This window comes from Streptomyces tubercidicus (assembly GCF_027497495.1).
In the GTDB taxonomy this organism is placed as follows: domain Bacteria; phylum Actinomycetota; class Actinomycetes; order Streptomycetales; family Streptomycetaceae; genus Streptomyces; species Streptomyces tubercidicus.
The window spans coordinates 5,196,250-5,221,616 of the sequence record NZ_CP114205.1 but is presented as its reverse complement, the minus strand read 5'-3'; the positions used below and the strand labels follow the sequence as shown (position 1 = coordinate 5,221,616).

Here is a 25,367-nt window from a genome sequence, read left to right as displayed (position 1 = left end):
AACTGGTCATGGAGCTACATCGGCGAGATCATGCCCCAGATTCTCCAGGGGCTGTGGATCACCATCCAGGCGACCATCTACGGCTCGCTGGTGTCCTTCGCGCTCGGGCTGGTCTGGGCGATGGCCCTGCGCTCCCCGACCCGCTGGGTGACCTGGCCGGTCAGCGTCTTCGTCGAGTTCATCCGCAACACCCCGCTGCTGGTGCAGCTGTTCTTCCTGTTCTTCGTGCTGCCCGGCTGGGGGCTCACCTTCGCACCGCTGACCACCGGCGTCATCGGCCTGGGCCTGCACTACTCGACGTACACCTCCGAGGTCTACCGCGCCGGTATCGACGGGGTGCCGCCCGGCCAGTGGGAGGCCGCCACGGCGCTGAACCTGCCACGCCGGCGCACCTGGATCGCGGTGATCCTGCCGCAGGCGTTCCGCCGGGTCGTGCCCGCGCTCGGCAACTACGTCATCGCGATGTTCAAGGACACCCCGCTGCTGGCCGGGATCACCGTCGCCGACATGCTGTTCCAGGCGAACAGCATCAGCGCGACCACCTTCGACTACCTGGAGCCGATCACCGTCGTCGGCATCCTCTTCGTGGTCATCTCCTACCCCACTTCTCTCCTCCTGCGAGCCCTGGAGCGTCGTCTTGTCCGCTGACAGCACCCCCTCGAAAGAAACGGCCCACCCGGCGGACGGCGGCCCCGACCGGACCGAGTCCGGGGGCGGCACCGAGCTGATCCGCTTCGACCACGTGACCAAGCGGTTCGGGACCAACACCGTCCTGGACTCGCTGGACTTCACCGTCTCCTCGGGCAAGCACGTCACCCTCATCGGCCCGTCCGGCTCCGGCAAGACCACGATCCTGCGGCTGCTGATGACGCTGCTGAAGCCCGACGAGGGCACCATCAAGGTCGGCGGCGAGTATCTGACGCACGAGGAGAAGGGCGGCAAGCTCGTCCCGGCCGGGGAGAAGCACATCCGCGAGGTGCGCAAGAACATCGGCATGGTGTTCCAGCAGTTCAACCTCTTCCCCAACATGAAGGTGCTGCGGAACATCACCGAGGCGCCGGTGCACGTCCTGGGGATGGAGAAGGACGCCGCCGAGGAGCGGGCCCGCGAACTCCTCGATCTGGTGGGCCTGACCGAGCACCTCGACAAGTACCCGACCCAGCTCTCCGGCGGCCAGCAGCAGCGGGTGGCCATCGCCCGTGCGCTGGCGATGCGTCCGCAGGTGCTGCTGCTGGACGAGGTGACCTCGGCGCTCGACCCCGAGCTGGTGGCCGGGGTGCTCGACGTCCTGCGGGACATCGCGCACACCACGGACATCACGATGCTCTGCGTCACCCATGAGATGAACTTCGCCCGGGACATCTCCGACGACGTGCTGATGTTCGACGCCGGCCGGGTGATCGAATCCGGCTCCCCGGAGAAGATCTTCACCGAGCCGGAGCACGAGCGCACCCGGGAATTCCTCAGCGCCGTGCTCTGAACGACGCGCAGAAAACGGTGAGTTCGGGTGGCGGGCCTCTTCCGGGGTCCGCCACCCCACCGTGACCTTGGCATATGCCAGCGCCGCGAGGACCGGCGCGGAAGCCCGGGGCGCGCTTCTTTTCAGTCAAGACCCCCTCCCTCGACGGCCGTTGGCCGCTATCGTGAGGGAAGCCCCGTTGCCCGGGACCGGCCGCGCCAGCCCCGGCCGTGGCCACCGGGCGGCGGTCACGACGCAAGCGGTAACAACCTGCTAGGGGGACACCGTGGCGCTGAAGCCCGAGCCGACCGCGCCGTTCCATTCGGTGCAGTACGCCCTTCGCGTGCTCGAAACGGTCTCGCGGCACGCCGAGGGCGTGACCGATGCGGAGATCGCCCGCGAGACGGGGCTGTCGCCGGGCCAGCTCGGCCACATGCTGTCCATGCTGCGGCGCGAGGGCTATGTCGAGCAGACCATGGACGGGGCGTACCTCACCGGCGAATCGCTGCTGCTCCTCGGCACGGGCGGCGACCGCGACCAGGCGCTCCGCGACAAGCTCCAGCTCACCCTCGACCAGCTGCGCGACTCGGTCGGCGCGGCGGTCTACATCAGCCGGTACATCGACGGCGAGGTGAAGATCCTCCACTACGCCGACGGACCGCTGGCCCCCAAGGTCAACGAGTGGGCCGAATTCCGCCGCACGGCGCATGCCAGCGCGATCGGCAAGTGCCTGCTCGCGCAGCTCGACCACGACGGCCGCAAGGACCACCTCTCCCGCCACAAGACCGCCCGGCTCACCTCGCGGACGATCACCAACGAGAAGGTGCTCTTCCACAAGCTCGACAGCCAGCCGCCCACGGTCCCCGTGCTCGACCTCCAGGAGTACGCGGTGGGCACGGTCTGCGCGGCGGTCCCGATCACCGCCGGCGCGACGGTCGGCTGCCTCGCCCTGTCCATGCCACTGGAACACGCCCACCGGCTGCGCCAGGCCGCGGACACCCTCAACCGGCAGGCCGCTCCGGTGCTGCTGTCGCTGGCGATCTGAGCGGGGGCGGGCCACGCGGTCCCGGCGGCAGTGTCGGGCGGGACGGTGCCGAGCAGCGGTGCCGGACGGTGGCGGTCGCGGCCGTGGTCCTGAGCACCCCTCTCGACCAGGTAGTATTTCTTTCGTCAGCGCGCGCCGCTAGCTCAGTTGGTTAGAGCAGCTGACTCTTAATCAGCGGGTCCGGGGTTCGAGTCCCTGGCGGCGCACGTATCGAGTGGGCGTTTCCGGTTCTCCGGGGACGCCCACTTCGTTGTGTTGGCCCCCTCGGTCAGCGTGGCTGGCATGTCCGCGCCAAGGTGCGGCCCGGCCCGGTGTACGGGCCGAGGGCAGCGTCAGAGGCCGCCCCGGTCGCGGTCGGATGCGCGGGGCGGGGCGGCGTGGGCAGCAGGAGGAGCGCGTCCGGTCAGGCCGCCCGGGTGAGGGGAGAGGCCGTGGGGCGGGCCGCGGCCTGCACCAGTGCCGTATACGTACGGCGGAGAGCGATCAGGGACTCCTGGGCCTCGCGATAGACGGCCGCGTCGGGGCCGCCGCGGTGGGCGAGGGTGCGTACGGGGGCGCAGTGCCGGTCCATCGCGCTGAGCCAGGCACGGTGCTGTGCCGGGAGATGGCGCCGCAGCAGCTGCCGTCGGCCCTCCCGCAGTCGTCGGGCGCCGATGCCCAGGACCGCGTCGGCGGCCTGGAGCACCGGCGGTTCCAGGGCGCTCTGTGCGACGAGCGCGCCGAGCACCGCGCGCTGCTGCGGAGTGGCCGGTGCGGCCGACAGTTCCGCCGCCTCGGCGAGGAGCTGGCCGCGCAGTGCGTGCTGGACCCGGACCAGACGGCGCAGCGCCGTCGGGGTGGAGGAGTCGTCGGGCGACCGGCCCGCCAGGGTCTCGGCCAGCCGGAAGAGCCAGATCCCGTGCGCCTCCAGGCGGGTCGCGGCCAGCATCAACCGGTCCAGGCGGCTGAGCGGTTGGCCTTCCGGGGCCCAGCGGACGATCGGTACCAGCGTCTCGGTGCGGGCCAGTTGGTCGATGGGGATATGGCGGCGGGGTTTGCGTTCCGGGGCCCAGTTGTGGAGCGCGAGGGTGGGCAGCGCGACGAACTGATCGTGGTCGATACGGTGCGCGATCGCCGCCCAGAGGTCGAGGAACGCCTCGTCGGCGACCTCCCGTGCGGCCGGCGCCTGAGGGTCGATCCCACACCAGCCGCAGGACACCGCGATCACCGCGACCCGCATGGCGGCGGCCTCCGCGTTACGCAGCGAGAGCCGCGAGACGCGTTGCCGGAGGGCGGCCAACTCACCGGCGCGGCGGGCCCGTTCGACGAGCGCGACGGCGGCCTCCCGGTCGGGCGCGATCGCGGCCGCGCGGGCCATGGCGTCCAGCCGGGTCCAGGTGCCGATCAGGGAACGGACGGGCGGCCGCTCGGGCAGAAAGCCGTGCGCGCAGGGGTCGTGGGGCGTGATGGGGGTGGTGAGGGCGGAGTCGGCACAGTTGGCCGCGTTGGCCGAGTTGGTGGAATCGACTGAGTTGGCGGGACCGTCCGGGTCTGCGTCGGCGCGGCGCGCGGCCGGGAGCAGCGGGGGGCCGGGGGTGGCGTCGGGGGCAGGGGCGGTGGAGGGCGGTATGCCGGGGCCTGGCGGTATGCCACCCGTGCCGGACGGTGTGCCGCCGGTGCCGGACGGTATGCCGCTGCTGCCGGGCCCGGCCGTCGACACCGGCTGTCCTGCCGTGATCACCGTTCCGGTTGCGCTCGCCGGGCCGGGCGCGCTCGCCGGGCCGGCCGTGGTCGTCTTCGTGATCGCCGTGTCCCCCATCAACATTTCCCCGCGAACAGCCGGGCCAGGTGAGCGTCCATGTCGAGGTAGCCGCCCTCGTCGCCGGGCGGCACGATCGCCACGGTCTGTTCCAGCCAGGCGGTGAGTTCCGTCGCGCGCACCGACAGCTCGCAGACGCTGTCGTCGGTGGACAGCTCGATATGGACGCGGCGCGGTTCGCCCGGCCGGCGGAAGGACCACACCCGTACGTCCCCCTCCCCTGCCTCGTCGTGCAGCCCGGCCAGCAGCAGCTCACGGGCGAACAGCCAGGTGGCGACCGTCTGGCCGCGACTGATGAAGGCAACCTCGACCTCGTACGGGCGGTCACTGCGGTAGCTGAACCGGCCGGCCACCGGAACTGCTTCGTCCGGCCCGAGGATGAGCCGCATCTCAAGGGTGCGCTTGGCTGTCGACACCACGACGATCAACCTTTCCGATGGAGGGGCGAGTCCCGGGGACCCGGTCCGGGGCGCGCGTCCTGGCAGACGTTGCTGTGGAGGGTGGGGTTGCGGCAGGCACAAGATGAGTGATGAACGCCATGAACTGCACCCTCTGGACAATGTTTAGTTCTCGCGCCGCAGCGCTCGCCTCAGCCTCTCAACCGGTAGGAGATATCGCATGTTGATGAGGCAATTGGTGGTTGATGGTGATAGGCGGCGCAAAGTTACTCATCGCGTGACAATTCCGGCAGTCGTCGAGCGAAGATCTCAAGATCAAGTGGCTTTTGCCCTATACGAGAGGAGATTTCCCCTGGGAGTGGCGGAGTGAAGTGGAGGCCGTCGCGAGTGGCAGGGATCACATGGGCCGAGCGCGTGAGCAGCGCGGTCGCGGGTACGGAGCACCCTCCGAGTTCGTGTAAAGTTCTTCAGGTCAGCACGCGCCGCTAGCTCAGTTGGTTAGAGCAGCTGACTCTTAATCAGCGGGTCCGGGGTTCGAGTCCCTGGCGGCGCACGACACACTGAGGCCCCTCGCCGAGCGAGGGGCCTCAGTCGTATGCGCGGCCGACGCGACGCGGGACAGACAGCTGATCACCCGCCAGCGCCAGGGACACGCGGGTGGCGGTCGCCCGGGAGGAGCAGCCCCCTCCCCCGTATGGACGGTCGGGCCCGGCGTCGGCCATCGGGCCATCGACCTCCGCCCCCAGTCATCAGCCACCGGCGGGCGAGAGGGAACGTTTGTGCGGGGCCGTGCCTCCACGCCGCCGAGGCGCGCCACCCAGCCGCCCCGCCTCCGCCTCCGCCTCCGCGAGAAGCCACGGTGCGCACGCCAGGCGGATCGACGGATCGACCGGCCGGGACTGAAACGGCGTCACCGACCGGCCCAGGGCGTCGAGGTGACGATGACCCACTCCCGCCGACCGGGCCTGACGTTCAGCCAATTTGCGGTACTCGCAGGTCACTTACGTGGATTCGGCGGTTCGTAACGAATTCGTTGCGGATGCACTCATCCCCGGTTTTGCGGGTGAATTCCTTCAGAACTGTTCCAAATCGTACGCGGCAGCCTGAGGGTTCGGGACGGTTCGTTCGGCCGCGCTGCTTCGATGCGCAATTGGTCGCGGCCCGCGTGCCCAAAACCTTCGACTCTCCTTATTGCATTGCCAGTTGCTGACGGAGTTTGCGAACGAGGGGCGTTTCCTTTGCCGGGCGAGGTAACTCTACGCTCATAGAGCATGTTATTTCAGCTATCGGATCGGCAACCCTCAACAAGCCGGATATGGGCTGTCGTTCCAGGTCAAAGAGGTGCCCGCGACGCCATATGGCGTCCGGAAATTGCCTCTTCTTGGCGCCCCACCATGTGGGCAGCCTTGCAATCGGGAGGGCTGTTCGGCACTCTGACCTGGGAACTCGGCCGAAATGCGGCGGGGTTCCCAGGAGTAGGAAGAATGGGATACGCCGGTTGGCGTGATGTGAACGCGGGGACCCCGCTGCTTGGCAGGATTACGGGGCGTTCCTCACACCACCGGAACATGGCCGTCACCGTCGCACGGTGCGGACGGCCGAGACCAGTGAGCCCGAGTCGGTCGAGGGGACCGGGAAATCGGGCTATCAGTACACGGCACGCCGCCAGTTGCGTGCGGGGGGATGGACTCATGACGTCGCCACCTGAGGGTGCCCGGCCGCAGCACTCGTACGATTCGTCCGCCACCGCGCGCCTGCGTGTGCCACGTCAGCACTGGCAGCGGCGCACCCAGCGCAAGCCGCTGCCGCGCTACGACTACGAGCACTACAGCAGACTGGCCGGGCCGCTCACCCAGCCCGACCCGGACAAGCCCTACAAGGTCCGCTACCGCTCGCTGCTCGCCGACGAGCCGCACCGTATCCGGGCCGCCCTGCTGCTCGGTGCCGCGCCGCTGCTCTCGTTCGGGCTGCTGATCTGGCTGATGCAGCCGAATCACTGGACCGAACGCGACTACCCCGCCTACGACTTCCTGCCGGTGCTGGACGTCGTCATGCTGGTCGCGATCGGGCTGATCGAGTTCTTCCGGTGCATGAATGTGCTGTCCAACGCGCATGCCACCCTGGTCGCCCGCGACCCCGTCCCGGTCATACCCGAGAGCGGCACCCGGGTCGCCTTCCTCACGTCCTTCGTGCCGGGCAAGGAACCCCTTGCCATGGTGACGAAGACGCTGGAGGCGGCGGTCAAGATACGTCACCGGGGGCTGCTGCACATATGGCTGCTGGACGAGGGCGACGACCCCGAGGTCAAAGAGGTCTGCCGGCGGCTGGGCGTGCACCACTTCTCCCGTAAGGGCATCCCGGAGTGGAACCGGCCCAAGGGGCCGCACCGCGCCAAGACCAAGCACGGCAACTACAACGCCTGGCTGGCGGCGCACGGCGACGACTACGACTACTTCGCCTCCGTCGACACCGACCATGTCCCGCTGCCCAACTACCTGGAGCGGATGCTGGGCTTCTTCCGCGACCCGGACGTGGGCTTCGTCATCGGCCCCCAGGTGTACGGCAATTACGACACCTTCGTCACCAAGGCCGCCGAGTCGCAGCAGTTCCTCTTCCACGCACTGATCCAGCGGGCGGGCAACCGCTACGGCGCGCCGATGTTCGTCGGCACCTCCAACGCCGTACGCATCAGCGCGCTCAAGCAGATCGGCGGGCTGTACGACTCGATCACCGAGGACATGGCGACCGGGTTCGAAATACACCGGCACCGCAATCCACAGACCGGGAAGAAGTGGCGCTCGGTCTACACCCCGGATGTGCTCGCGGTCGGTGAAGGACCCACGGCTTGGACGGACTTCTTCACCCAGCAGCTGCGCTGGTCACGCGGGACGTACGAGACGATTCTCAAGCAGTTCTGGAAGGCACCGTTCTCCCTGCCGTTCGGCCGACTGGTGAACTACACCATGATGGTGATCTTCTACCCGATGTCGGCGCTCAACTGGATTCTGGCGGCGCTGAGTTGTGCGCTGTTCCTGGGTCTCGGCGCCTCCGGTGTGGAAATCGATCCGGCGGTGTGGATGATGCTGTACGGCAACGCCTCGGCGCTGCAGATCGGCCTGTACATCTGGAACCGGCGGCACAATGTCTCCCCGCACGAGCCGGAGGGCTCCGGCGGCGTCGCCGGCATGGTGATGTCCGCGCTGTCCGCGCCGATTTACGCCCGGTCGCTGTTCGATGCGGCACTGCGCCGCAAGAGCAAGTTCGTGGTCACGCCGAAGGGCGATTCCTCCAGCCCGGACACGCTGTTCGGGACCTTCCGGGTGCATCTGTTCTTCCTGCTCGTCTTCGGGGGCTCGCTGATCGCCTCGTTCGTGCTCGGGCACAGCCATCCGGCGATGGTCATCTGGGCCATCCTCGCGATGCTGATCACCGCCGCACCGATCTTCGCCTGGCAGCGGACCGTACGGGATGAGAAGCGGAAGCGGAGTGCGGGCGACGGCGGGAGTCCGCCGGAAGCGTCCGACGGCGGGGATGCTCCCGCGCCGGCCGCTGACGAAACCACCGCGCCGGCCACCGGACACACCGCCGGACGGGCCGCCGACCCGGCCGCCACCTCTGAACAGACCATGCAGATCGCCCTTGGGGGACGTCACACATGAAGTACCGTCCGAGCCGTCGCACCCGCAGAGTGGCGATAGCAACGGCGGTGGTGCTCGCGCTGGCCGGGATGAACGGGCCGGCTCTCTATGGCTTCGCCTCGAAGCAGTACCACCAGTACGTGATCAACAAGCCCGAGTACAAGGCGGCCAACGGCCACTGGGATGTCCTCAACGTCCCACAGAAGTACCGCATCAACACCATCCACGCGGCCCTGCTACACACCGGGAAGGTGCTGCTGGTCGCGGGCTCCGGCAACAACGCGGCGAACTTCAAGGCCAAGTCGTTCCGTACGGTGCTGTGGGATCCCGAGAAGAACACCTTCAAGAACATCCCCACCCCCAAGGACCTCTTCTGCTCCGGGCACACCCAGCTCCCGGACGGCAAGCTCCTGGTGGCCGGCGGCACCCAGCGCTACGAGAAGCTGAACGGTGATGTGAAGAAGGCCGGCGGCCTCATGATCGTCTACAACGAGAACCCGGACGGCCCGAAGACCTTCCCGGCCGGCACGCTCTTCACCGGCAAGGAGAACGGCAAGACCTTCGCCGCCAAGGACCCGGTTGTGGTGCCCCGGGCGAAGAAGGTCACCGACCGGGCGACCGGCAAGGTCCGGGTCGTGCACAGCGAGGCCCGGGTCTATGTCGAGGCCCTCAAGGACGGCCGGTCGCACTCCACGGGCACCCAGGACAACTACCGCATCCACGGCCTGACCGGCGCGGATGCCCGTAACTTCTACGGCATCGCGCAGAAGCTGTCCTTCGACAAGAAGGACTTCCAGGGGATCAAGGACAGCTTCGAGTTCGACCCGGTGGCCGAGCGCTATGTGCCCGTCGACCCGATGAACGAGGCCCGCTGGTACCCGACGCTCACCTCGCTGCAGGACGGCAAGGTCCTGTCCGTCTCCGGGCTGGACGAGATCGGGCAGGTGGTCCCCGGCAAGCAGGAGATCTACGACCCGAAGACGAAGAAGTGGCACTACCTGCCCAAGCGGCGCTTCTTCCCGACCTACCCGGCGCTCTTCCTCACCGACCAGAACCGGATCTTCTACACCGGCTCCAACGCCGGATACGGCCCGGACAACATCGGCCGCAAGCCCGGCGTCTGGGACCTGAAGACCAATAAGTTCCAGGTCATCCCCGGGATGAGCGACCCGGACATCCTGGAGACCTCGATGTCGGTGCTGCTTCCGCCGGCCCAGGAGCAGCGGTACATGGTGCTGGGCGGAGGCGGCGTCGGCGAGGACCCGAGGGCCACCGCCAAGACCCGGATCGTGGATCTGCACGCACCGTCGCCGCGCTTCAAGGACGGTCCGCCGCTGTATGCGAAGGCCCGCTACCCCAGCAGCGTGATCATGCCGGACGACACCGTGCTGACCACCAACGGCTCCGGTGACTACCGGGGGCGCGGCGCCTCCAACGTGCTCAAGGCGGAGCTGTACGACCCGGCCGCCAACACCGCCCGGCAGGTGGCCGATCCGCTGGTGGGCCGCAACTACCACTCCGGTGCGCTGCTGCTGCCCGACGGCCGGGTGATGACCTTCGGCTCCGACTCCCTGTTCGCCGACAAGGACAACACCAAGCCGGGCGTCTTCCAGCAGCAGATCGACCTCTACACCCCGCCGTACCTCTACCGGAAGTCGCGTCCGGAGCTGACGGGCGGGAAGACGGGCACGCTCTCGCTCGGCGACCGCGCGACCTTCGGCGCCCCGCACGCTTCCGCCATCAAGAAGATGCGGCTGATGCGCCCCGGCTCGTTCACCCATGTCACCAACATCGAACAGCGCTCCATCGCACTGGACTTCACGGCGGCGAAGGACGGCAAGGGGGTGACGGTCACCCTGCCCAAGGACCCCTCGCTGGTGCCGCCCGGCTGGTACATGCTCAACGCGGTGGACGGGGAGGGGACTCCGTCGAAGGCGGTGTGGGTGAAGGTCGCTCCCGAGCAGAAGTAGAGCGGCACGCATGACCGCGTCGGGCCCGGTGGATGGGTATGCATTCCACCGGGCCCTTGCCGTGGGGTCGGTGCGGTTGAACGCGGTGGTTACTTCGCGCCTTCGGCCAGGCCGAGGGCGTACTTGGGCCACCAGGTGCCGGCCTTGGGGCCGCCCTTGCAGGTGCCGTCCGACTCGCCGGGGCGCTTGATCCACAGATAGGCGGCTATCTGGGGGTCGCCGGTCTTGGTGGTGGGCGGGTTGCCCAGCGCCCGGCCGGGCGGGTTGCACCAGTTCTCCGGGTCGTCGCCGCCGGGGGCCGGGCCGTTGCCGTTGCGGCTGGTGTCGATGACGAAGGGCTTGCCGTTGACCATGGCGGACAGCTTCTTGCCGTACTTCGTGTTCTCGGCGGTGGTCTGGTAGTTGGAGATGTTCAGCGCGAAGCCGTCGGCACGGTCGATACCGGCCCGCTTGAGCGGTTCGACCATCCGGCCCGGGTCCCTGATCCAGTGGGGGTTGCCGGCGTCCAGATAAACCTTGGTGTGCGGCAGCGACTTGAGCTTGCCGACCGCCTCCGTCAGCAGGGCGTAGCGCTCCTCGTGGAACTGCTGCGGGGTGCACTTGTCCTCGATGTGCGGCAGTGCGTCGGGCTCCAGGATCACGGTGGTGGCGCGGTTGCCGATGCCCTTGAGCACGCCGTCCAGCCAGGCGCGGTACGCGTTGCCGTCGGCGGCGCCGCCCTTGGAGTAGCTGCCGCAGTCGCGGTGCGGGATGTTGTAGAGCACCAGCAGCGCCTCACGGTCGGCCTTCGCGGCTGCTTCGGTGAAGCCCCGGGCCTCCCCTTCCGGGTCGTCGATGCCTATCCATTCGGCGACCGGCTGCGCCGCGATCTTGTTGACCAGGCGGGCGTCACCGGACTTGCCGTCCTTGCCGTACGCGGACATCTGACGGGCCGCCTTGCTGTCCGGGTTCACCCAGAACGGCGCGACGGCCTTGGGGCGTTGGCCGGGTCTGTCCGGCACGCTGCCGTCACTGTCGCTGTCGGAGCACCCGGCGAGCAGCAGCAGAGCCAGCGCTCCCACCGCCGCCCTCGCCGAGGCCGCACCGGCAGGCGCGGAGCGCCGCCGGCCGTCGCGGGACCCGCCCGGCGACCCGGCACCGGCCATCCGTCGCAGATTGCCGTTCATCCACTCCCCCCTCGGAGCACGAACACGGAACACAGTCGGCGGGGGACCACCGGCCGCGTCCATCGTGGCACACCCCGATGTACGCGGGTCGGCCTGTGGACGGCCCGCGCATCAACCGTTCCGCGGGAGTTCGCCGAGGCGTACCGTCCGGCGGCTGCGGCCCGCGTCGTGGCTGGTCGGGGCTGGTTGGGGCTGGTCACGTGGATTATCCACAGGCTGATGCCGGGTTGGCGTGCGGTGCTGCTGGGTGTGGTGCTGCTGCCGCGTGTGCCGGGTGCTACGGCAGCGGGTGCCGGTTCGTCTCGTCCGGGTGGCTCAGCCGGGGTGGCTCAGCCGGGCCCGGGGTGCGGGGGTTGCTGGTAGGACGTCAAGTAGGCCGAGATGACGAGCACGTTGGCTGCGCTGCTGCCGTGGCGTCCGGGGACGCCGTCGCGGGTGCCGCCTGAGCCTCCGGAGTCGGCGGAGTCGCCTGAGTCGCCTGAGTCCTCGGCGATCAGGCGGAGTTCGGGGCGGCCCCGGGCGTGGGCGGCGTAGGCCGTGTGCGGGTGGAAGCGGTGGGGGTCGTAGAGCTGGACGTCCTCGATGGTGAAGCGGGCGGTGCTGCCGTCGGCGCGCCGGATGTCCACCCGTTCCCCGGGCTTGAGTTGCGTCAGGCGGTGGAAGACGGTCCGCCGGGCGTCCGGGCCGTGGGCCACGTCGGCACGGGTCACGAGCAGGGCCGCGCCCGCCTCGCCCGGTTGCGGCCCTCCGGCGTACCAGCCGACGGGCTGCGGGGAGGAGTACGGGGGCGGGGTGAGGACGCCGTCCCCGTTGAGGCCGCGTCCGGTGATTCCGGCCTCCCGTACACCGAGCGCGTCGAGGGTGATCCGGACGGGCCGTGTGGTGGTGGCGGCCCGGAGCGGGGCGTGCGGGGGCGGGGGCGTGTGCGCGTGCGGGGGTGCCGGTCGGCCCAACGGGCGCCCGGCGGCGGCGACATCACCGGTCGTGGCGAGCTGTGCGGCCACCCCGTCCGCCAGATCGCGGCCCCACAGCCACAGTCCCAGCAGCAGCACCGCCCAGGCCACGCCGGTGAGGAGTTGGGCGGGGCGGTGGGTGGTTCCATGCCGTGGGGGGTGTCCGTATCGGGGGTGGGGCCCGTATCGGAGGTGGGTCCGGCGGGCGCTGTCGTCCGGGTCGGATGCGCTGTCGTTTGGGTCGGGTAGGCCGTCACCCGGGTCGTCGGGTCCGGCATCGCCCAGGTCAGCCAGGGCAGGTCTGGCGGTCACCCCGACCGCGCCCGCCCGGCCCTCCTCGTCAGCGCTCATCGGCGTCGCCCCGCCGCTCGCGGCGCAGTCTCAGCCGGAGCCGGAGCAGCTGCCCCGCGATGACCAGGATGGCGCCGCCGGCCAGCACCAGGCCCACGGCCGAGGTACTGCTCAGCTCGCGGCTCGTCGTGGCTCTGGATTCCTTGGTGGGGTGGAGGGCCCGGGTGGCCTGGGTGGCCGCGGTGGGGCGGGTTGCTTGCGTGGCTTGGGTGGCCGCGGTGGGTCGCGTGGCCCCGGCGGTCCCGGCGGTGAGCGGCGGTGCGTCGGGGACGGGCGCGGTTCGGACGGTGGCCCGCCCGGCGGTGTGGCCCGTGCCCCGCAAGGGGACCGCGTCGCGGGGAGCGGGCTCGGCCTGGACCGCTGCGGTTCCGGTGGCGCGGTCGTCCCCGCCGTACGCGGGGGCTGTCATCACCGCGCACGCCGCGACCGCGGCACAGAGAGCAAGTTGCCGTGAGCGCATGGTGAACCTCCGATAACTCCGAAGGTCCGCCCACGCGCGCCCGCCCGCATCCGGTGCGGTCCGAGGCTGCGCCGTTCGGGTGCCACGGGCCGCACAGCGGTCAGTCGCAGCGGCCCACGACCCGGAGCGGGCCGGTCAGCGGGCAGAGCCGCAGCGCTCGGCCGGGCCGTCGAAGCGCCCCGGCCGGCGGCCCACAGGCCGTAGCGGGCAGGGCAGGAACGCCTCGCTCAGCAGACAGCAGGCAGGGCCGCACGCGGCGCCCCGCCGCCCCTTCACACCAGATCGATCAGATCCGCGATCGAGTCCACCACGCGGGACGGCCGGAACGGGTGCCGGTCGACCTCCTCGGGGCGGGTCAGCCCGGTCAGTACGAGGAAGGTCTCCATGCCCGCCTCCAGACCGGCCAGGACATCGGTGTCCATACGGTCGCCGATCATCGCGGAGGTCTCGGAGTGGGCGCCGATGACATTGAGGCCGTGCCGCATCATCAGCGGGTTGGGCTTGCCGACGAAGTACGGGTCGATGCCCGTCGCCTTGGTGATCAGCGCGGCCACCGAACCGGTCGCGGGCAGCGCGCCCTGCGGAGAGGGGCCGGTCTCGTCGGGGTTGGTGGCGATGAACCGGGCCCCGTCGTTGATCAGCCGGATCGCCTTCGTCAGGGCCTCGAAGCTGTAGGTGCGGGTCTCGCCGAGGACCACGTAATCCGGGGAGTGGTCGGTCAGGACGTAGCCGATGTCGTGCAGGGCGGTGGTCAGACCCGCCTCGCCGATGACGTACGCGGTGCCGCCGGGCCGCTGGTCGTCCAGGAACTGGGCGGTGGCCAGCGCGGAGGTCCAGATCGACTCCCATGGCACGTCCAGGCCGATGCGGTTCAGCCGGGCGTGCAGATCACGCGGGGTGTAGATGGAGTTATTGGTCAGGACGAGGAAGGGTTTGCCCGATTCGCGCAGCCGCTTGATGAAGGCCTCTGCCCCGGGGACCGGAATGCCCTCGTGCATCAGGACGCCGTCCATGTCGGTGAGCCATGACTCGATGGGCTTGCGCTCTGCCACTGCCGGACTCCTGCCGTGCGTGCTGACCAGGGGCGCCGACCGCCTCCCGCACGCACCGTGAACCACGCGAGGACCACGCATCGTACGTACGGCCGACGCCCCCACCCTAAGTCAGCCACCGCGCCCCTGACCCGGGCGCTCCCCCGGTCTTCCGCCGCCCGGCCACCCGGCCCCGGCACCCGCCCTCCGCCTCTCGGCGATCCGCAGTACGTCGCGAACGGCGCCAAGGGGGGAGGGCCATCGGTCCGGTCTTGTCGCGCGTCCCGCAGGGCAGCACAGTGGTCGGGCAGGAAGACGATCAGCGTGGACGATCAACCGTGCCGGAGGATGCCGTGAACAGCGCCGAGTGGGTCACCACGTCCGTGCCGTACCTGGCCCCGCGTGCGCCGGGGCAGCGCGACGCGTGGAGTGCCGAGACCGCGGCCACGGGCCGCCGGGGCAGCCAGCGCATCGTGCAGGCGGGGGAGGTGGCCGCGCCCGGCGAGATCGCGGAGCTGTTGGGGGTGGGGCAGGGCGATCGCGTCGTCGTGCGGCGCCGCGTCATGTATCTCGACGGGCGGCCCTACGAGTTGACGGACACCTACTACCCGCTGTCCATCGCCCGGGGCACCCGCCTCGCCGGGACGGCGAAGATCCCCGGCGGCGCGGTCACGCTGCTCGCCGAGCTCGGATACGCGGGTGTGCGGGCCCGCGAGGACGTCACCGCGCGCCTGCCGAGCGACGAGGAAGCCACCGCCCTGGAATCGGAACCGTCGCAGCCCGTATTGCAGTTGCTCCGGCTCACCCTGGATGCCGGGGACCGCCCCGTCCAGGCGGACAGAATGGTGATGCCCGCGCGGCTCCAGCGGCTGCGCTACGACCTGAGGGTCGGATGACCGGCGTGCCCGGCGACAGCACCGACACCGTCGACAACCGCCCACTGCACGAACGCTCAGGGTCGGCACGCCGGTGCTGCCGGCCGAGCTGAGCGGGCCATCTCTACGAGCTGCAGTACGAGTTCACAGCCGGGTGAGGCCCGTGCCCGTCCGCGAAGGCGGGCGCGGGCAGGCACGGGCCAGCACGGATCCCCCGGGCGGTGGCTCACCCGCCGGTGGCCTCCCGCCAAGCGTCCACGTAGGAGTCCAGGTTCTTGTCGAGGTCGTTCCAGTCGGGGTGGAAGATGTCGACGTTCTTCATGAGCTTGGCGAGGTCGGTGGCGTGGGGGTCGGTGGGCTTGATGTCCTTGCGGGAGGTGAAGCCGCCGCCGACTGAGGAGACCTGGCGTTGGACGGGGGCGGAGAGGAGGTAGTCGAGGAGCTTCTTGGCGTTGGCGTTGTGGGGGGCGTTCTTGACCAGGCCGGCCGCGTAGGGGAGGGCGAAGGTGGTGGGCTTGGCGCCGGGCTTGGCGGCGGGGAAGAAGATGCCCTGGTGGGGCATGGACTTCATGTTGGCGTAGTTCATCTGGACATCGCCGTTGGCCACCAGGAGTTCGCCCTTGTCCGTCTTGGGGGCGAGCTGGCCGGTGGAGGAGGACGGGCCGACGTTGTTGGCCTGGAGCTTTTTGAGGTAGTCCATGGCGGGGCCGCGGCCGCCGAAGTCGTGCAGGGCCTTGATCAGAACGGCGGTGCCGTCGCCGGCGACGCCCGGGGTGGAGTACTGGAGCTTGTTCTTGAACTTGGCGTCCAGGAGGTCCTGCCAGGTGGCGGGGGCCTGCTTCAGCTCCTTCTTGTTGTAGATGAAGCAGAAGTAGTTGTTGACGATCGAGGTCCACTTGCCGGCGGGGTCCTTGTCCGCGGCGGCGACCTGCTCGGAACCCTTGGGGCGGTAGGTGTCCAGGAGGTTCTTGCCGTCGGCCTGCTGGATGAAGGGCGGGAGGGTGACGAGCACGTCCGCCTTGGTGTTGGCCCGTTCGCGGGCCAGTCGCTGGACGGCCGCGCCGGAGCCGCTCTCGACGTAGTTGACCTTGATGCCGGTCTTCTTCTCGAAGTCCTTGAAGACCGTGTCGTAGAACCCGTCGCCCTGCTCGCTCTTGAGGCCGTCGGCGCTGTAGACGGTGACCTCCTTGGCGTGCGGGTCGGCGGTGGAGGCGCCGCCGCAGGCGGTGAGCGGGAGGCCGAGGGTGAGGGCGCCGCAGCAGGCGGCGAGCGGCTTGCGGAGGGGGTGGAGGCGGGACATGGCGAGGTAACTCCTAAGGAAGACATGGTGGTTGCAGGGGTTGGTGGTTGTAGGGGTTGGTGGTTGTAGGGGTCAGCGGTATGCGGCCCGGGTGCGGATACGGGAGACGACGAAGAGGACGAGCAGGGTGGCGGCCATCAGGGTCACCGCCAGGGCGGCCCCGGCGAACAGGGCGCCGCGGTCGGTGGCGGCGAAGATCTGGACCGGCAGCGGCAGCCAGTCGGGCGGATAGAGCATCATCGTGGCGCTCAGCTCGCCCATGGACAGGGCGAAGCACAGGCCCGCGGCCGCGGTGAGCGACGGCAGCAGCAGGGGCAGTTTGACCCGCCACAGGACGTACGCGGGGCGGGCGCCGAGGCCGGCCGCGCTCTGCTCGTAGGCCGGATCGAGGCGGGTCAGGGCGGCCGTCACGGACTGGTAGGCGAAGGCGGTGACCAGCACGGTGTGGGCCAGGATCACGATCTGCGGAGTGCCGTTGAGCAGGAACGGGGGACGGGAGAAGGCCACGAGGAGGGACAGGCCGACGACCACGGAGGGGACGGCGACGGGGAGCAGGAAGAGGGCGTCCAGGAGGCGGCGGGCGCGGCGGCCCAGCTTCTCGGCGGCCAGGGCGGCCCAGGTGCCGGCGGTGAGCGCGGCGAGGCTCGCGGCCAGTGCGGTCAGGACGCTGGTGAGCAGGGCGTCCAGCGCCTCGCCGTGTGCGATGTCCTGGTAGTGCTTCAGGGTCATCCCGGACGGCAGGGTGCCGCTCCAGCTGCTCGCGAAGGACGCGGCGACGATCACCAGCAGCGGCAGCGCGAAGACCGGCAGGAAGAGGACGAGGAAAAGGATCTGGAGGGCCCGGCGGGCGGGCCTGCTATGCACCAGCACGGTGGGGCACCCCTCCTGAGCGCGGCCCGGCGGTGGCACCCGTACGGGACATCAGGGTCCGGTAGAGGGCGTAGAGCGCGACGGACAGCGCGATGTTGACGACGGCCACGACGCAGGCTCCGGTGTAGTCACCGTCGAGCATGGCCTTGGTGTAGACGAGCATCGGGAGCGTGACGACGTCCTTGGCGCCGGTGAAGAGGACGATGCCGAACTCGTTCAGGCACAGCACCAGGACCAGCGCACCGCCCGCCGCGAGCGCGGGCAGCGCCTCCGGCAGGATCACCGTCCGTACGATCCGCCACGGCCGGGCGCCCAGGGAGGCGGCGGCCTCCAGCTGCCCGGTCTCCAGCTGCGAGAAAGCGGCGAGCAGCGGCCGCATCACGAACGGGGTGAAGTAGGTGACCTCGGCCAGCAGCACGCCCCAGGGGGTGTGGAGGAAATCCAGCGGCCCATGGGAGGCACCGGTGAGATCCGTCCACAGGCCGTTGGCCATGCCGACGGTGCCGTACAGGAACAGCAGGGCGAGGGTGATCAGGAAGGAGGGGAAGGCGAGGAAGAGGTCGATGAAGCGGCTGAGCGCCCGGCCGCCGGGGAACGGGACGAAGGCGATGACGAGGGAGAGCAGCAGCCCGAGGAGCAGGGCGCCGACGGTGGCGCCGACGGCGATCAGCACGGTGTTCGTCAGCGCCTCGCGGAAGGACGCCTCGGCGAGCACCTCGGTGTAGGGGGCGGCGGAGTGCCCGCCCTCCTCCGGGGTGAAGGACTGCCAGACCACCAGGGCCAGCGGGTAGAGGAAGACCAGGGCGAGGGCGGCGAGGGGCGGGAGGGACCAGAGGGCGGGGCCGGGGCGGCGGATCGACCGGCGGCGGGGGGTCGGGAGCGGGGCGGCCTTCGCGGTCCCGTACGGGGTGGTGTTCGCGGTCCCGTACGGGGCGGCCGTCGCGGCGCCGTCCGGTGTGGCCCTCGCGGCGCCCACGGCCGTATCCGCCGTATCCGCCGTATCCGCCATATCCGCCGTATCCGTCCTCGGCGTCACGTTAGGCATCGGGCGCACCGCCCTCGCTCAGCCCCGCCGGGATGAGGACCGCGTCCTCGGGCGCGAAGTGCAGCGTGACGTCATCGCCCAGTGCCGGGGTCGTGCGCAGTTCGCGGACGTCGGCCAGTACGCGGTGGCCGTCGACCGCCGCGTACAGACGGTGCGTCGCCCCGCGCCACTGCACTTCGGTGAGCGTGCCGCGCAGCGTGTTGCGGTGGCCGTCGGCCTGCGGGGGCTCCCCGAGACCGACGAGGTGCGGGCGCACGCAGAGGGTCGCGGCGGCGCCCTCGGCCACCTCGTCGCCGACGGGCACGGTCAGCGGCCGGCCGGCGAACTCGACACCGCCGCCGCGCACCGTCACCGGCAGCAGATTGGCGGTGCCGACGAAGGAGGCGGTGAACTCGGTGCGCGGGCGCCGGTAGAGCTGCTGCGGGGTGCCGCAGTCCTGCAGCCGGGCCCGGTCCAGCACCGCGATCCGGTCGGCCAGGGTCAGCGCCTCGATCTGGTCGTGGGTGACGTAGAGGATCGAGACGTCCGGCAACTCGCGGTGCAGCCGGGCGAGTTCGGCGAGCATACCGGAGCGCAGCTGGGCGTCGAGCGCGGACAGCGGTTCGTCCAGCAGCAGCACGCCGGGGCGGATGGCGAGCGCCCGCGCGAGGGCGACCCGCTGCTGCTGTCCGCCGGACAGCTCCCGGGGATGCCGCCCCGCGTAGGCCGCCATACCGGTCATCTCCAGGGCCTCGGCGACCCGGCCGGGGATCTCGGCGCGCGGCGTCTTCTGCGCCTTGAGGCCGAAGGCGACGTTCTCGGCGACCTTCATGTGCGGGAACAGCGCGTACTGCTGGACGACCATGCCGATACCGCGCTTGTGGGGCGGCAGGCCGGTCATGTCACGGCCGCCGATCAGCACCCGCCCGGCGGACGGCTCGACGAATCCGGCGACCGTCCGCAGCGCGGTGGTCTTGCCGGAGCCGGACGGGCCGAGCAGGGCCATCACCTCGCCCGGTTCGACGGTCAGGTCGAAGGAGTCCAGGACGGTGTGCTCGCCGTGCTTGCCGTAGGCCACGGACACCTGGTCGAAGCGGATGCCGGACGCGGCCGGGGCCGGGGACGGGGACCGGGACGGGTCCGGGGCCGCGGACCGGGCGGGTGCGGCGGCGGCTGAGGCGGGCATCTCACACCACTCCCAGCAGCGCGGGCAGTTCGGCGACCGACCCGAGGACATGGGTGGCACCGGCCGACTCCAGCTGCGCCCGGTCGTGCGCACCGGTCAGCACGCCCGCGACGACCGAGGCACCGGCCCGCCGCCCGGAGAGCATGTCGTACGAGGTGTCACCGGCCACCGCGATCCCCTGGACGGAGTCGGTGGCCCGGGTGCGCAGCAGCGCCGTGAGGACCATGTCGGGGTAGGGGCGGCCGCGACCGCCCGCGTCGGCCGGGCAGAGGGTGAGCGGGACCAGGTCCTGCCAGCCGAGCGCGTCGAGGATGGCGTCCTGGGTGACCCGGGCGAAGCCGGTGCTGAGGACGACGGTGCGCCCGGCCTCCCGCAGCGCCTCGATCGCCTCCCGGGCACCGGGGACCGGCGCGATCCTGCCCCCGTCGACCAGCTCCCCGTAGGCCGTCTCGAAGGCGGTGTTGGCGCGCCGGGCGGCGGCCTCGTCGCCGAAGAGGTGGCGGAACACGGAGATCTTGGACTCGCCCATGGTGGCCCGTACGTAGGCGAGCTTCTCGGCGTGGTCGGCACTGCCGGGTTCGACGCCCAGGTGGCCGGCGGCGACCTCGAAGGCCCGCTCGACCAGGCCGCCGTCGGCGACGGTGGTACCGGCCATGTCGAGAACGACCAGCGGGCAGTCGCGGGGGGCGGGGGGCATGTGGCTCTCGCTCTCGTTGCCGCTGTCGCTGGGGTTGTCGCTGCCGTTGTCACTGTCGCTGAGGTCGTGGCTGTAGTTGTCGCTGTGGTTGTCGCGCGGGTCGGATGTCATGTCGGGGTGTGTCAACTTCCTCACCAGCCCAGTTCGTTCGCGGTGGTCTCGGCGATGGCGGGGGCGCAGGTCATCCCGCGCCCGCCGGGACCGGTCACCAGCCAGACGCCGTCGCGGGCCTGCTGCCGGTGCACGACGCGGGAGGTGTCCGTGCACTGGGCGTAGACCCCGGCCCAGCGGTGGCGGATACGGGGCAGCGGGCGGCCCAGAACGGACTCGACGACGCCGGTGAGGTGCTCGTACGGCTCCTCGACGGTGTCGAAGGCGAAGGGCGCCTCGTATTCGTGGGTGTCGCCGATGGTCAGGCCGCCGTCGGCGCGCTGGACCATCAGCAGCTGCATCTTGTGCGCGGCGGCGGTCGGCGCCTGGGCCTGGCCCGCGTTGAGGGCGTCCAGGGCGTCGCTGCGGTAGGCCGGGTAGTAGCGGAAGCTGTCGGCGTCGGCGACGGAGGTGGTCAGCGGTTCGCCGAGCGGGTCGGTCTGCATCATCTGCAGCCGGACCCGGCGCACCGGCAGATCGGGGAGCAGCTCGCGGACCAGACCGCCGAGCCAGGCGCCGGTGCACAGGACGACGGCGTCCCCGTGGTGGACCTCGCCGTGATCGTCGCGTACGGCGCGCTCCCCGAGCACCTCGCGGACCTCCCGGCCCCCGAGGTAGCGGTACCGGCCGGACTCCAGCAGCGCCGCCTTCAGGGCGCGCTGGGCGATCCGCGGTTCGACGGCGGCGTCCCGTTCGCACCACAGGGCGCCCGCGAACTCGCCGCGCAGGGCGGGGTTGAGGGCGCGGGCCTGGTCGGCGTCCAGCAGCCGGTAGCCGCGGGCGGCGGCGTCGGGGCGGCGGGCCGCGGCCTCGGCGACCGCCCGCTCGGCGGCGTTCTTGACGACGGTCAGGGAGCCGATGGCCCGGAAGCCGAGGGCGGGGACGCGGGCGCCGATGCCCTCCCACAGCTCCCGGGCGCGCAGCGCGGTGTCCAGCTCCTCGCCGCCGGCCCGCCCGCTGACCCAGATCTGCCCGAAGTTACGGACCGAGGCGCCACGGGCCTCGGTCTCCCGCTCGATGTGCAGGACCTCGTGGCCCCGCTCGATTGCCTGCCAGGCGTGCATGGTTCCCAGCACCCCGGCTCCGACCACTGTCACTCGCATGCCCCAGACGGTCGCGGCGGTGGGTGGCCCGTGGGGGGTCGTCCGGCGACGCGCGGGTGAACGGGACGGCAAACTTGGCCTAGACCCGTTATCTTCTCGTGACTTTTCAGGGGGCGGTCGTGCCCTTTCGGGGGGGGTCGGGCCCGGACCGGTGCCGGGCGCCTCAGCCCCGCGCCGAGGTCCCCAGATGGGTGGTGAAGGAGAACCGGTCGCCCCGGTAGAGCGAACGCACCCGCTCCAGCGGACGGCCCGCGGTGTCCCGCGACAGCCGGTGGATCAGCAGCATCGGCAGCGCGCCCGGCGTGCCGATCAGCAGCGCCTCGCGCGGCGTGGCCAGTACGGTCTCCAGCCGCTCGTCCGCGTCACCGAAGCCGATACCGAGCCGCTCGTGGAGGTAGGCATAGAAGGACGAGTCCGGCGTGAAGTCGGTGTCCAGGTCCGGGGCCCGCCCGACGGCGACATAGGTGCTCTCCAGCCCGACCCGCTCGTCATCGGCGAGCAGCACCCGCTCCATGTGCCATACGGCGTCGCCCACTTCGAGCCCCAGGTCGGCGGCGAGCCGCGGCGGGCACGGGAAGCGGTCGAGGCTGACGAGGTTCCGGCCGGGCCTGCGGCCCTGGCCCCGTACGCCCTCCGTATAGCTCGCGAGCGACAGCGGCTGCTCCATCTTGGGTCCCGCGACGACCGTGCCGCGCCCCAGCCGCCGCAGCCGCCCCTCCAGGATCAGCTCCCGCAGCGCCTGCCGCAGCGTCTCGCGGGAGACCTCGAAGCGCAGCGCCAGTTCCCGCTCGGTGGGCAGCAGCTCACCCTCGCCCAACTCGGCCAGCAGCGCCGCGATTTCGACCTTGGCCGCGTAGTACTTGGGAATGCGTCCGTGCTCGGGGACACCGGACCGGATGGGTGCGCCAGGATCCTGGCCGTACGAGAACTCCACGGCGTGATCCTCGCATCCCGTGCCCGGCCGGGCACGGGCCCCCTGGAAAGCGCCGCCCCACCCCTCACGACACCAACGCCGCCCCCCGCACCCCGAACAGCGGCGCCAGCACCAGCTCCGCCGCCCCGTCCGCGACCACCCGCGCGCCGCCCCGGGCCAGCGCCACCGGCACCGCGGTCCTGCCACGGGCCCGCGCCTGACCGCCGAGCACCTCGGCCACACCCGCCAGGAACCCGTCGGGGTTCTCCAGTACGGTGCGCCCGCCGAGCAGCACCCGGTCGATGTCCAGCAGCTCGACGAGGTTGGCGGCGCCCGCCCCCAACACCGCGGCCGCGCCCGGCAGATCGCCGCGGGCCACCGCCGCCAGGCACAGCGCCTCGATACAGCCGCGCCGTCCGCAGCCACAGCGCGGCCCGTCCCACTGCACGGTCTGGTGCCCGAACTCCCCGGCGCCGGTACGCGGGCCGCGGTAGAGGCCGCCACCCAGGACGAGCCCGGCGCCCAGGCCGGTGCCCAGGTGCAGATAGCCGAACGAGCCGGCGCCGGACGGCATCCCCCGGGCCAGGCCGAGCGCGGCCGCGTTGGTGTCCTTGTCGAGCACGACGGGCAGGCCGAGGCGCTCGGCGAGCGCGTCCCGCAGCGGGTAGCCGTCCCACTGGGGCGCGCCGGTGACCCGGTGCAGGACGCCGGCGGTGTGGTCCAGCGGCCCCGGGCAGGCCACCCCGGCGCCCAGCACCGGCGGCCCGCCGGCCTCCGCGCGCAGCGCCGCGACCTCCCGTCCGGCGGTGTCGAGCACCGGCCCGGCGCCCGCCTCGAAGGCGAGCGGGGCACGGCGTACGGCAACGGGGGCGCCGGTGAGATCGGCGAGGACCGCGACGAGCTCATCGCGGTCCAGGTGGAGCCCGACCGCGTGCCGGGCCCCGGGCACCAGCCGCAGGACGGTGGCGGGCTTGCCGCCCGTGGAGGCGCGGCGCCCCGCCTCGGCGGCCAGCCCCTCGGCCCGCAGCCGCGCGGTGATCTTGCTGACGGCCTGCGGGGTCAGCCCGGTGTGTGCGGCGAGCTCCCGCCGGCTGACCCCCTGCTCACCGGCCGCGCGCAGCAGCCCCAGCACCAGCGCGGCGTTGTGGCCGCGCAGGGCGGGGAGATTGGCGCCCGGCGGGGCGACGAGGCCGTCCTGGGAGAGTCCGTCGCGGGAGAGGCCGTCGCGGGAGATGTCATCGCTGCTCACCCACCCCATTGTCCGCATCGCTTGCACTTTGGCAACAGCGTTGCTTAAGTGGGAGCCATGCGTAGCAGCGAGTTGAGCGACCCCACCGGCACCGCCGCCCCCCATGGCGGCCCGCTCCGCGTCGGCCTCATCGGTTACGGCCTGGCCGGCTCGGTCTTCCACGCCCCCCTGATCGCGGCCACCGACGGCCTGCGGCTCGACCTCGTCTCGACCTCCGATCCGCAGCGGCAGGCGCAGGCCCGCGCCGAGCACCCCCAGGTCCGTACGGTCGACACCCCCCAGGCAGTGCTGGACCGCGCCGCCGACCTCGATCTGCTCGTGCTGGCGTCGCCGAACAAGACCCATGTGCCGCTCGCCACCGCCGCGTTGGAGGCCGGTCTGCCGGTGGTCGTCGACAAGCCGCTGGCCGCGACCGCCGCCGAGGCCGAGAAGCTCGCCGCGCTCGCCGAGGACCGCGGCCTGCTGCTCTCCGTCTTCCAGAACCGCCGCTGGGACAACGACTTCCGCACCGTCCGCAAGCTGATCGACGACGGCGCACTCGGCGACATCCAGCGCTTCGAGTCCCGCTTCGAGCGCTGGCGCCCCCAGCCCAAGGGCGGCTGGCGCGAGTCCGGCGACCCGGCGGAGCTGGGCGGGCTCCTCTACGACCTCGGCAGCCACCTCGTCGACCAGGCGCTGACCCTGTTCGGCCCGGTCGCCTCGGTCTACGCCGAGTCCGACATCCGCCGTCCAACCGCCGAGGCCGACGACGACACCTTCCTCGCCCTCACCCACACCGGCGGCGTCCGCTCCCATCTGTGGGTGAGCGCCACCGCCGCCATGCTGGGCCCGCGCTTCCGGGTACTGGGCAGCCGGGCGGGCTACGTCAAGCACGGCCTGGACCCGCAGGAGGCCGCACTGCGCGAGGGCCTGCGCCCCGGCACCGAGGGCGTGGAGTGGGGCGTCGAACCGCAGTCCCGCTGGGGCGTACTCGGCGCCGGCGCCTCCCCCCGGTCCGGCGGCGGCGACCCCGTCCCGACCCTGCCGGGCGACTACCCCGCCTATTACGCCGCGATCACCCGCGCCCTCCTGGAGGGCGGCCGCCCGCCGGTCACCGCCACCGAGGCCGCCGCCGCCCTGCGCGTCCTGGAGGCCGCGAAGCTCTCCGCCGCCGAGGGCCGCACGGTCCGGATCGAGGCGGCCACATGACCCCGGCCGCCCACCGCCCGCCGGAGGACGACGACAACGCCAACGAGATCCGCGAACTCACCGCACAGGAGGACCGGCTGGTCCTCCACACCTTCAGCAACGAGGACGCCTGGCGCCTGGGCTCGCTGCTGGTGTCACTGGCCCAGGAGCGCGGCGCCGCGGTAACCATCGGCATCCGGCGCGGCACCCAGCAGCTGTTCCACTACGCCCTCCCCGGCACCTCCGCCGACAACGACGCCTGGATCGCCCGCAAATCCGCCGTAGTAGAGCGCTACGCCACGTCCTCCTACCTGGTCGGCGCCCACTTCCGCGCCAAGGGCCGCACCTTCGAGGACTCCTCCCGCCTGAACCCGGACCACTACGCCGCCCACGGCGGCGCCTTCCCGATGCGCCTGCGCGACACAGGCGTCATCGGCGTCATCGCGGTCTCGGGCCTCCCCCAGGCCGACGACCACGCCCTGGTGGTGGAGGCACTGGAGCAATACCTGGCAACGAGCTGACGCGGAAGCGGGGCGGGGCCGCCCCGCCACCCGCCGCCCCCTC

22 protein-coding genes and 2 tRNA genes are annotated in these 25,367 nt (G+C 71.3%); 10 read left to right on the top strand and 14 right to left on the bottom strand.

Annotated elements, in window-relative coordinates; translation table 11 throughout:
• Positions 1-30 precede the first annotated feature (30 nt).
• The 4 genes from ehuD to STRTU_RS22725 all read left to right on the top strand — a co-directional run bounded on the left by ehuD (position 31) and on the right by STRTU_RS22725 (position 2,710).
• Positions 31-648, top strand: a complete 618-nt coding sequence (gene ehuD / locus STRTU_RS22740; RefSeq protein ID WP_246241451.1) for an ectoine/hydroxyectoine ABC transporter permease subunit EhuD — start codon at positions 31-33, stop codon at positions 646-648.
• Positions 638-1,480 (top strand): ectoine/hydroxyectoine ABC transporter ATP-binding protein EhuA, encoded by an 843-nt coding sequence (gene ehuA, locus STRTU_RS22735; protein ID WP_159745648.1) that lies wholly within the window; start codon positions 638-640, stop codon positions 1,478-1,480. The genes ehuD and ehuA overlap by 11 nt, the downstream gene beginning before the upstream one ends.
• Positions 1,481-1,745: 265 nt before the next feature.
• A complete protein-coding gene (locus STRTU_RS22730) occupies positions 1,746-2,504 on the top strand; it encodes an IclR family transcriptional regulator (RefSeq protein WP_159745646.1) in 759 nt (252 codons plus the stop codon).
• Between the two features lie 132 nt (positions 2,505-2,636).
• Positions 2,637-2,710: transfer RNA gene (locus STRTU_RS22725), tRNA-Lys, on the top strand.
• Positions 2,711-2,907: 197 nt separating this feature from the next.
• On the opposite strand, the gene STRTU_RS22720 is transcribed toward STRTU_RS22725, so the two are convergent.
• Both STRTU_RS22720 and STRTU_RS22715 read right to left on the bottom strand, forming a co-directional pair.
• Positions 2,908-4,302 carry a hypothetical protein gene (locus tag STRTU_RS22720; RefSeq protein ID WP_246241058.1) on the bottom strand — a complete coding sequence of 465 codons (1,395 nt, stop codon included), beginning with the start codon at positions 4,300-4,302 and terminating at the stop codon, positions 2,908-2,910.
• On the bottom strand, positions 4,302-4,721 hold the full coding sequence (locus tag STRTU_RS22715) for an SsgA family sporulation/cell division regulator (RefSeq protein ID WP_246241053.1): 420 nt from the start codon (positions 4,719-4,721) through the stop codon (positions 4,302-4,304). Before STRTU_RS22715 ends, STRTU_RS22720 begins: the two co-directional genes overlap by 1 nt.
• A gap of 458 nt (positions 4,722-5,179) precedes the next feature.
• On the opposite strand from STRTU_RS22715, the gene STRTU_RS22710 reads away from it, so the two are divergent.
• The 3 genes from STRTU_RS22710 (at position 5,180) to glxA (ending at position 10,308) form a co-directional block, all read left to right on the top strand.
• Positions 5,180-5,253 (top strand) — tRNA-Lys (locus tag STRTU_RS22710).
• Between the two features lie 1,138 nt (positions 5,254-6,391).
• The gene (locus tag STRTU_RS22705; protein WP_159745642.1) at positions 6,392-8,359 is read left to right on the top strand and encodes a glycosyltransferase family 2 protein; all 1,968 of its coding nucleotides are present in this window, start codon (positions 6,392-6,394) and stop codon (positions 8,357-8,359) included.
• Positions 8,356-10,308 (top strand): radical copper oxidase GlxA, encoded by a 1,953-nt coding sequence (gene glxA, locus STRTU_RS22700; protein ID WP_159745640.1) that lies wholly within the window; start codon positions 8,356-8,358, stop codon positions 10,306-10,308. The genes STRTU_RS22705 and glxA overlap by 4 nt, the downstream gene beginning before the upstream one ends.
• An 89-nt stretch (positions 10,309-10,397) precedes the next feature.
• Here glxA and STRTU_RS22695 read toward each other — a convergent pair whose 3' ends face one another.
• The 4 genes from STRTU_RS22695 to STRTU_RS22680 form a co-directional block, all read right to left on the bottom strand.
• Positions 10,398-11,474, bottom strand: coding sequence for a glycoside hydrolase family 6 protein (locus STRTU_RS22695; protein ID WP_159745638.1), 1,077 nt, complete (start codon positions 11,472-11,474; stop codon positions 10,398-10,400).
• A gap of 329 nt (positions 11,475-11,803) precedes the next feature.
• Positions 11,804-12,778: a sortase domain-containing protein gene (locus tag STRTU_RS22690; protein WP_246241050.1), complete on the bottom strand. Its 975-nt coding sequence runs from the start codon at positions 12,776-12,778 to the stop codon at positions 11,804-11,806.
• On the bottom strand, positions 12,768-13,187 hold the full coding sequence (locus STRTU_RS22685; protein WP_159745636.1) for a hypothetical protein: 420 nt from the start codon (positions 13,185-13,187) through the stop codon (positions 12,768-12,770). The genes STRTU_RS22690 and STRTU_RS22685 overlap by 11 nt, the downstream gene beginning before the upstream one ends.
• 323 nt (positions 13,188-13,510) lie before the next feature.
• Positions 13,511-14,290, bottom strand: coding sequence for an HAD-IIA family hydrolase (locus STRTU_RS22680; RefSeq protein WP_085925420.1), 780 nt, complete (start codon positions 14,288-14,290; stop codon positions 13,511-13,513).
• A 332-nt stretch (positions 14,291-14,622) separates the two neighbouring features.
• Here STRTU_RS22680 and STRTU_RS22675 point away from each other — a divergent pair, with 332 nt between their 5' ends.
• Positions 14,623-15,165, top strand: coding sequence for a UTRA domain-containing protein (locus tag STRTU_RS22675; protein ID WP_159745634.1), 543 nt, complete (start codon positions 14,623-14,625; stop codon positions 15,163-15,165).
• 205 nt (positions 15,166-15,370) lie between these two features.
• Here STRTU_RS22675 and STRTU_RS22670 read toward each other — a convergent pair whose 3' ends face one another.
• The 8 genes from STRTU_RS22670 to STRTU_RS22635 form a co-directional block, all read right to left on the bottom strand.
• Positions 15,371-16,444, bottom strand: a complete 1,074-nt coding sequence (locus tag STRTU_RS22670) for a 2-aminoethylphosphonate ABC transporter substrate-binding protein (RefSeq protein ID WP_159745632.1) — start codon at positions 16,442-16,444, stop codon at positions 15,371-15,373.
• 72 nt (positions 16,445-16,516) lie between these two features.
• Positions 16,517-17,314 carry an ABC transporter permease gene (locus STRTU_RS22665; RefSeq protein ID WP_159745630.1) on the bottom strand — a complete coding sequence of 266 codons (798 nt, stop codon included), beginning with the start codon at positions 17,312-17,314 and terminating at the stop codon, positions 16,517-16,519.
• Positions 17,301-18,359 (bottom strand): 2-aminoethylphosphonate ABC transporter permease subunit, encoded by a 1,059-nt coding sequence (locus tag STRTU_RS22660; protein WP_246241048.1) that lies wholly within the window; start codon positions 18,357-18,359, stop codon positions 17,301-17,303. The genes STRTU_RS22665 and STRTU_RS22660 overlap by 14 nt, the downstream gene beginning before the upstream one ends.
• Complete coding sequence (locus STRTU_RS22655) at positions 18,352-19,524, bottom strand: ABC transporter ATP-binding protein (RefSeq protein WP_174878908.1); 1,173 nt, start codon at positions 19,522-19,524, stop codon at positions 18,352-18,354. The genes STRTU_RS22660 and STRTU_RS22655 overlap by 8 nt, the downstream gene beginning before the upstream one ends.
• A gap of 1 nt (position 19,525) precedes the next feature.
• The gene (locus STRTU_RS22650) at positions 19,526-20,221 is read right to left on the bottom strand and encodes a phosphonatase-like hydrolase (protein ID WP_159747151.1); all 696 of its coding nucleotides are present in this window, start codon (positions 20,219-20,221) and stop codon (positions 19,526-19,528) included.
• Between the two features lie 131 nt (positions 20,222-20,352).
• Positions 20,353-21,474, bottom strand: coding sequence for a TIGR03364 family FAD-dependent oxidoreductase (locus tag STRTU_RS22645; protein WP_159745628.1), 1,122 nt, complete (start codon positions 21,472-21,474; stop codon positions 20,353-20,355).
• Positions 21,475-21,637: 163 nt separating this feature from the next.
• Positions 21,638-22,408: a GntR family transcriptional regulator gene (locus tag STRTU_RS22640; RefSeq protein ID WP_159745626.1), complete on the bottom strand. Its 771-nt coding sequence runs from the start codon at positions 22,406-22,408 to the stop codon at positions 21,638-21,640.
• A 64-nt stretch (positions 22,409-22,472) separates the two neighbouring features.
• The gene (locus tag STRTU_RS22635; RefSeq protein ID WP_371873645.1) at positions 22,473-23,636 is read right to left on the bottom strand and encodes an ROK family transcriptional regulator; all 1,164 of its coding nucleotides are present in this window, start codon (positions 23,634-23,636) and stop codon (positions 22,473-22,475) included.
• A 57-nt stretch (positions 23,637-23,693) separates the two neighbouring features.
• Between STRTU_RS22635 and STRTU_RS22630 the strand changes: the two genes are divergently transcribed.
• Both STRTU_RS22630 and STRTU_RS22625 read left to right on the top strand, forming a co-directional pair.
• On the top strand, positions 23,694-24,824 hold the full coding sequence (locus STRTU_RS22630; RefSeq protein WP_159745624.1) for a Gfo/Idh/MocA family protein: 1,131 nt from the start codon (positions 23,694-23,696) through the stop codon (positions 24,822-24,824).
• Positions 24,821-25,324, top strand: coding sequence for a heme-degrading domain-containing protein (locus tag STRTU_RS22625; protein ID WP_159745622.1), 504 nt, complete (start codon positions 24,821-24,823; stop codon positions 25,322-25,324). Before STRTU_RS22630 ends, STRTU_RS22625 begins: the two co-directional genes overlap by 4 nt.
• Positions 25,325-25,367: the final 43 nt, after the last annotated feature.

Coding starts and splice junctions, on each gene's coding strand:
- ehuD (WP_246241451.1), top strand. CDS start 31: ATGCCCCAGATTCTCCAGGGGCTGTGGATCACCATCCAGGCGACCATC.
- STRTU_RS22720 (WP_246241058.1), bottom strand. CDS start 4,302: ATGGGGGACACGGCGATCACGAAGACGACCACGGCCGGCCCGGCGAGC.
- STRTU_RS22705 (WP_159745642.1), top strand. CDS start 6,392: ATGACGTCGCCACCTGAGGGTGCCCGGCCGCAGCACTCGTACGATTCG.
- glxA (WP_159745640.1), top strand. CDS start 8,356: ATGAAGTACCGTCCGAGCCGTCGCACCCGCAGAGTGGCGATAGCAACG.
- STRTU_RS22695 (WP_159745638.1), bottom strand. CDS start 11,474: ATGAACGGCAATCTGCGACGGATGGCCGGTGCCGGGTCGCCGGGCGGG.
- STRTU_RS22690 (WP_246241050.1), bottom strand. CDS start 12,778: ATGAGCGCTGACGAGGAGGGCCGGGCGGGCGCGGTCGGGGTGACCGCC.
- STRTU_RS22685 (WP_159745636.1), bottom strand. CDS start 13,187: ATGACAGCCCCCGCGTACGGCGGGGACGACCGCGCCACCGGAACCGCA.
- STRTU_RS22670 (WP_159745632.1), bottom strand. CDS start 16,444: ATGTCCCGCCTCCACCCCCTCCGCAAGCCGCTCGCCGCCTGCTGCGGC.
- STRTU_RS22660 (WP_246241048.1), bottom strand. CDS start 18,359: ATGCCTAACGTGACGCCGAGGACGGATACGGCGGATATGGCGGATACG.
- STRTU_RS22655 (WP_174878908.1), bottom strand. CDS start 19,524: ATGCCCGCCTCAGCCGCCGCCGCACCCGCCCGGTCCGCGGCCCCGGAC.
- STRTU_RS22650 (WP_159747151.1), bottom strand. CDS start 20,221: ATGCCCCCCGCCCCCCGCGACTGCCCGCTGGTCGTTCTCGACATGGCC.
- STRTU_RS22645 (WP_159745628.1), bottom strand. CDS start 21,474: ATGCGAGTGACAGTGGTCGGAGCCGGGGTGCTGGGAACCATGCACGCC.
- STRTU_RS22630 (WP_159745624.1), top strand. CDS start 23,694: ATGCGTAGCAGCGAGTTGAGCGACCCCACCGGCACCGCCGCCCCCCAT.
- STRTU_RS22625 (WP_159745622.1), top strand. CDS start 24,821: ATGACCCCGGCCGCCCACCGCCCGCCGGAGGACGACGACAACGCCAAC.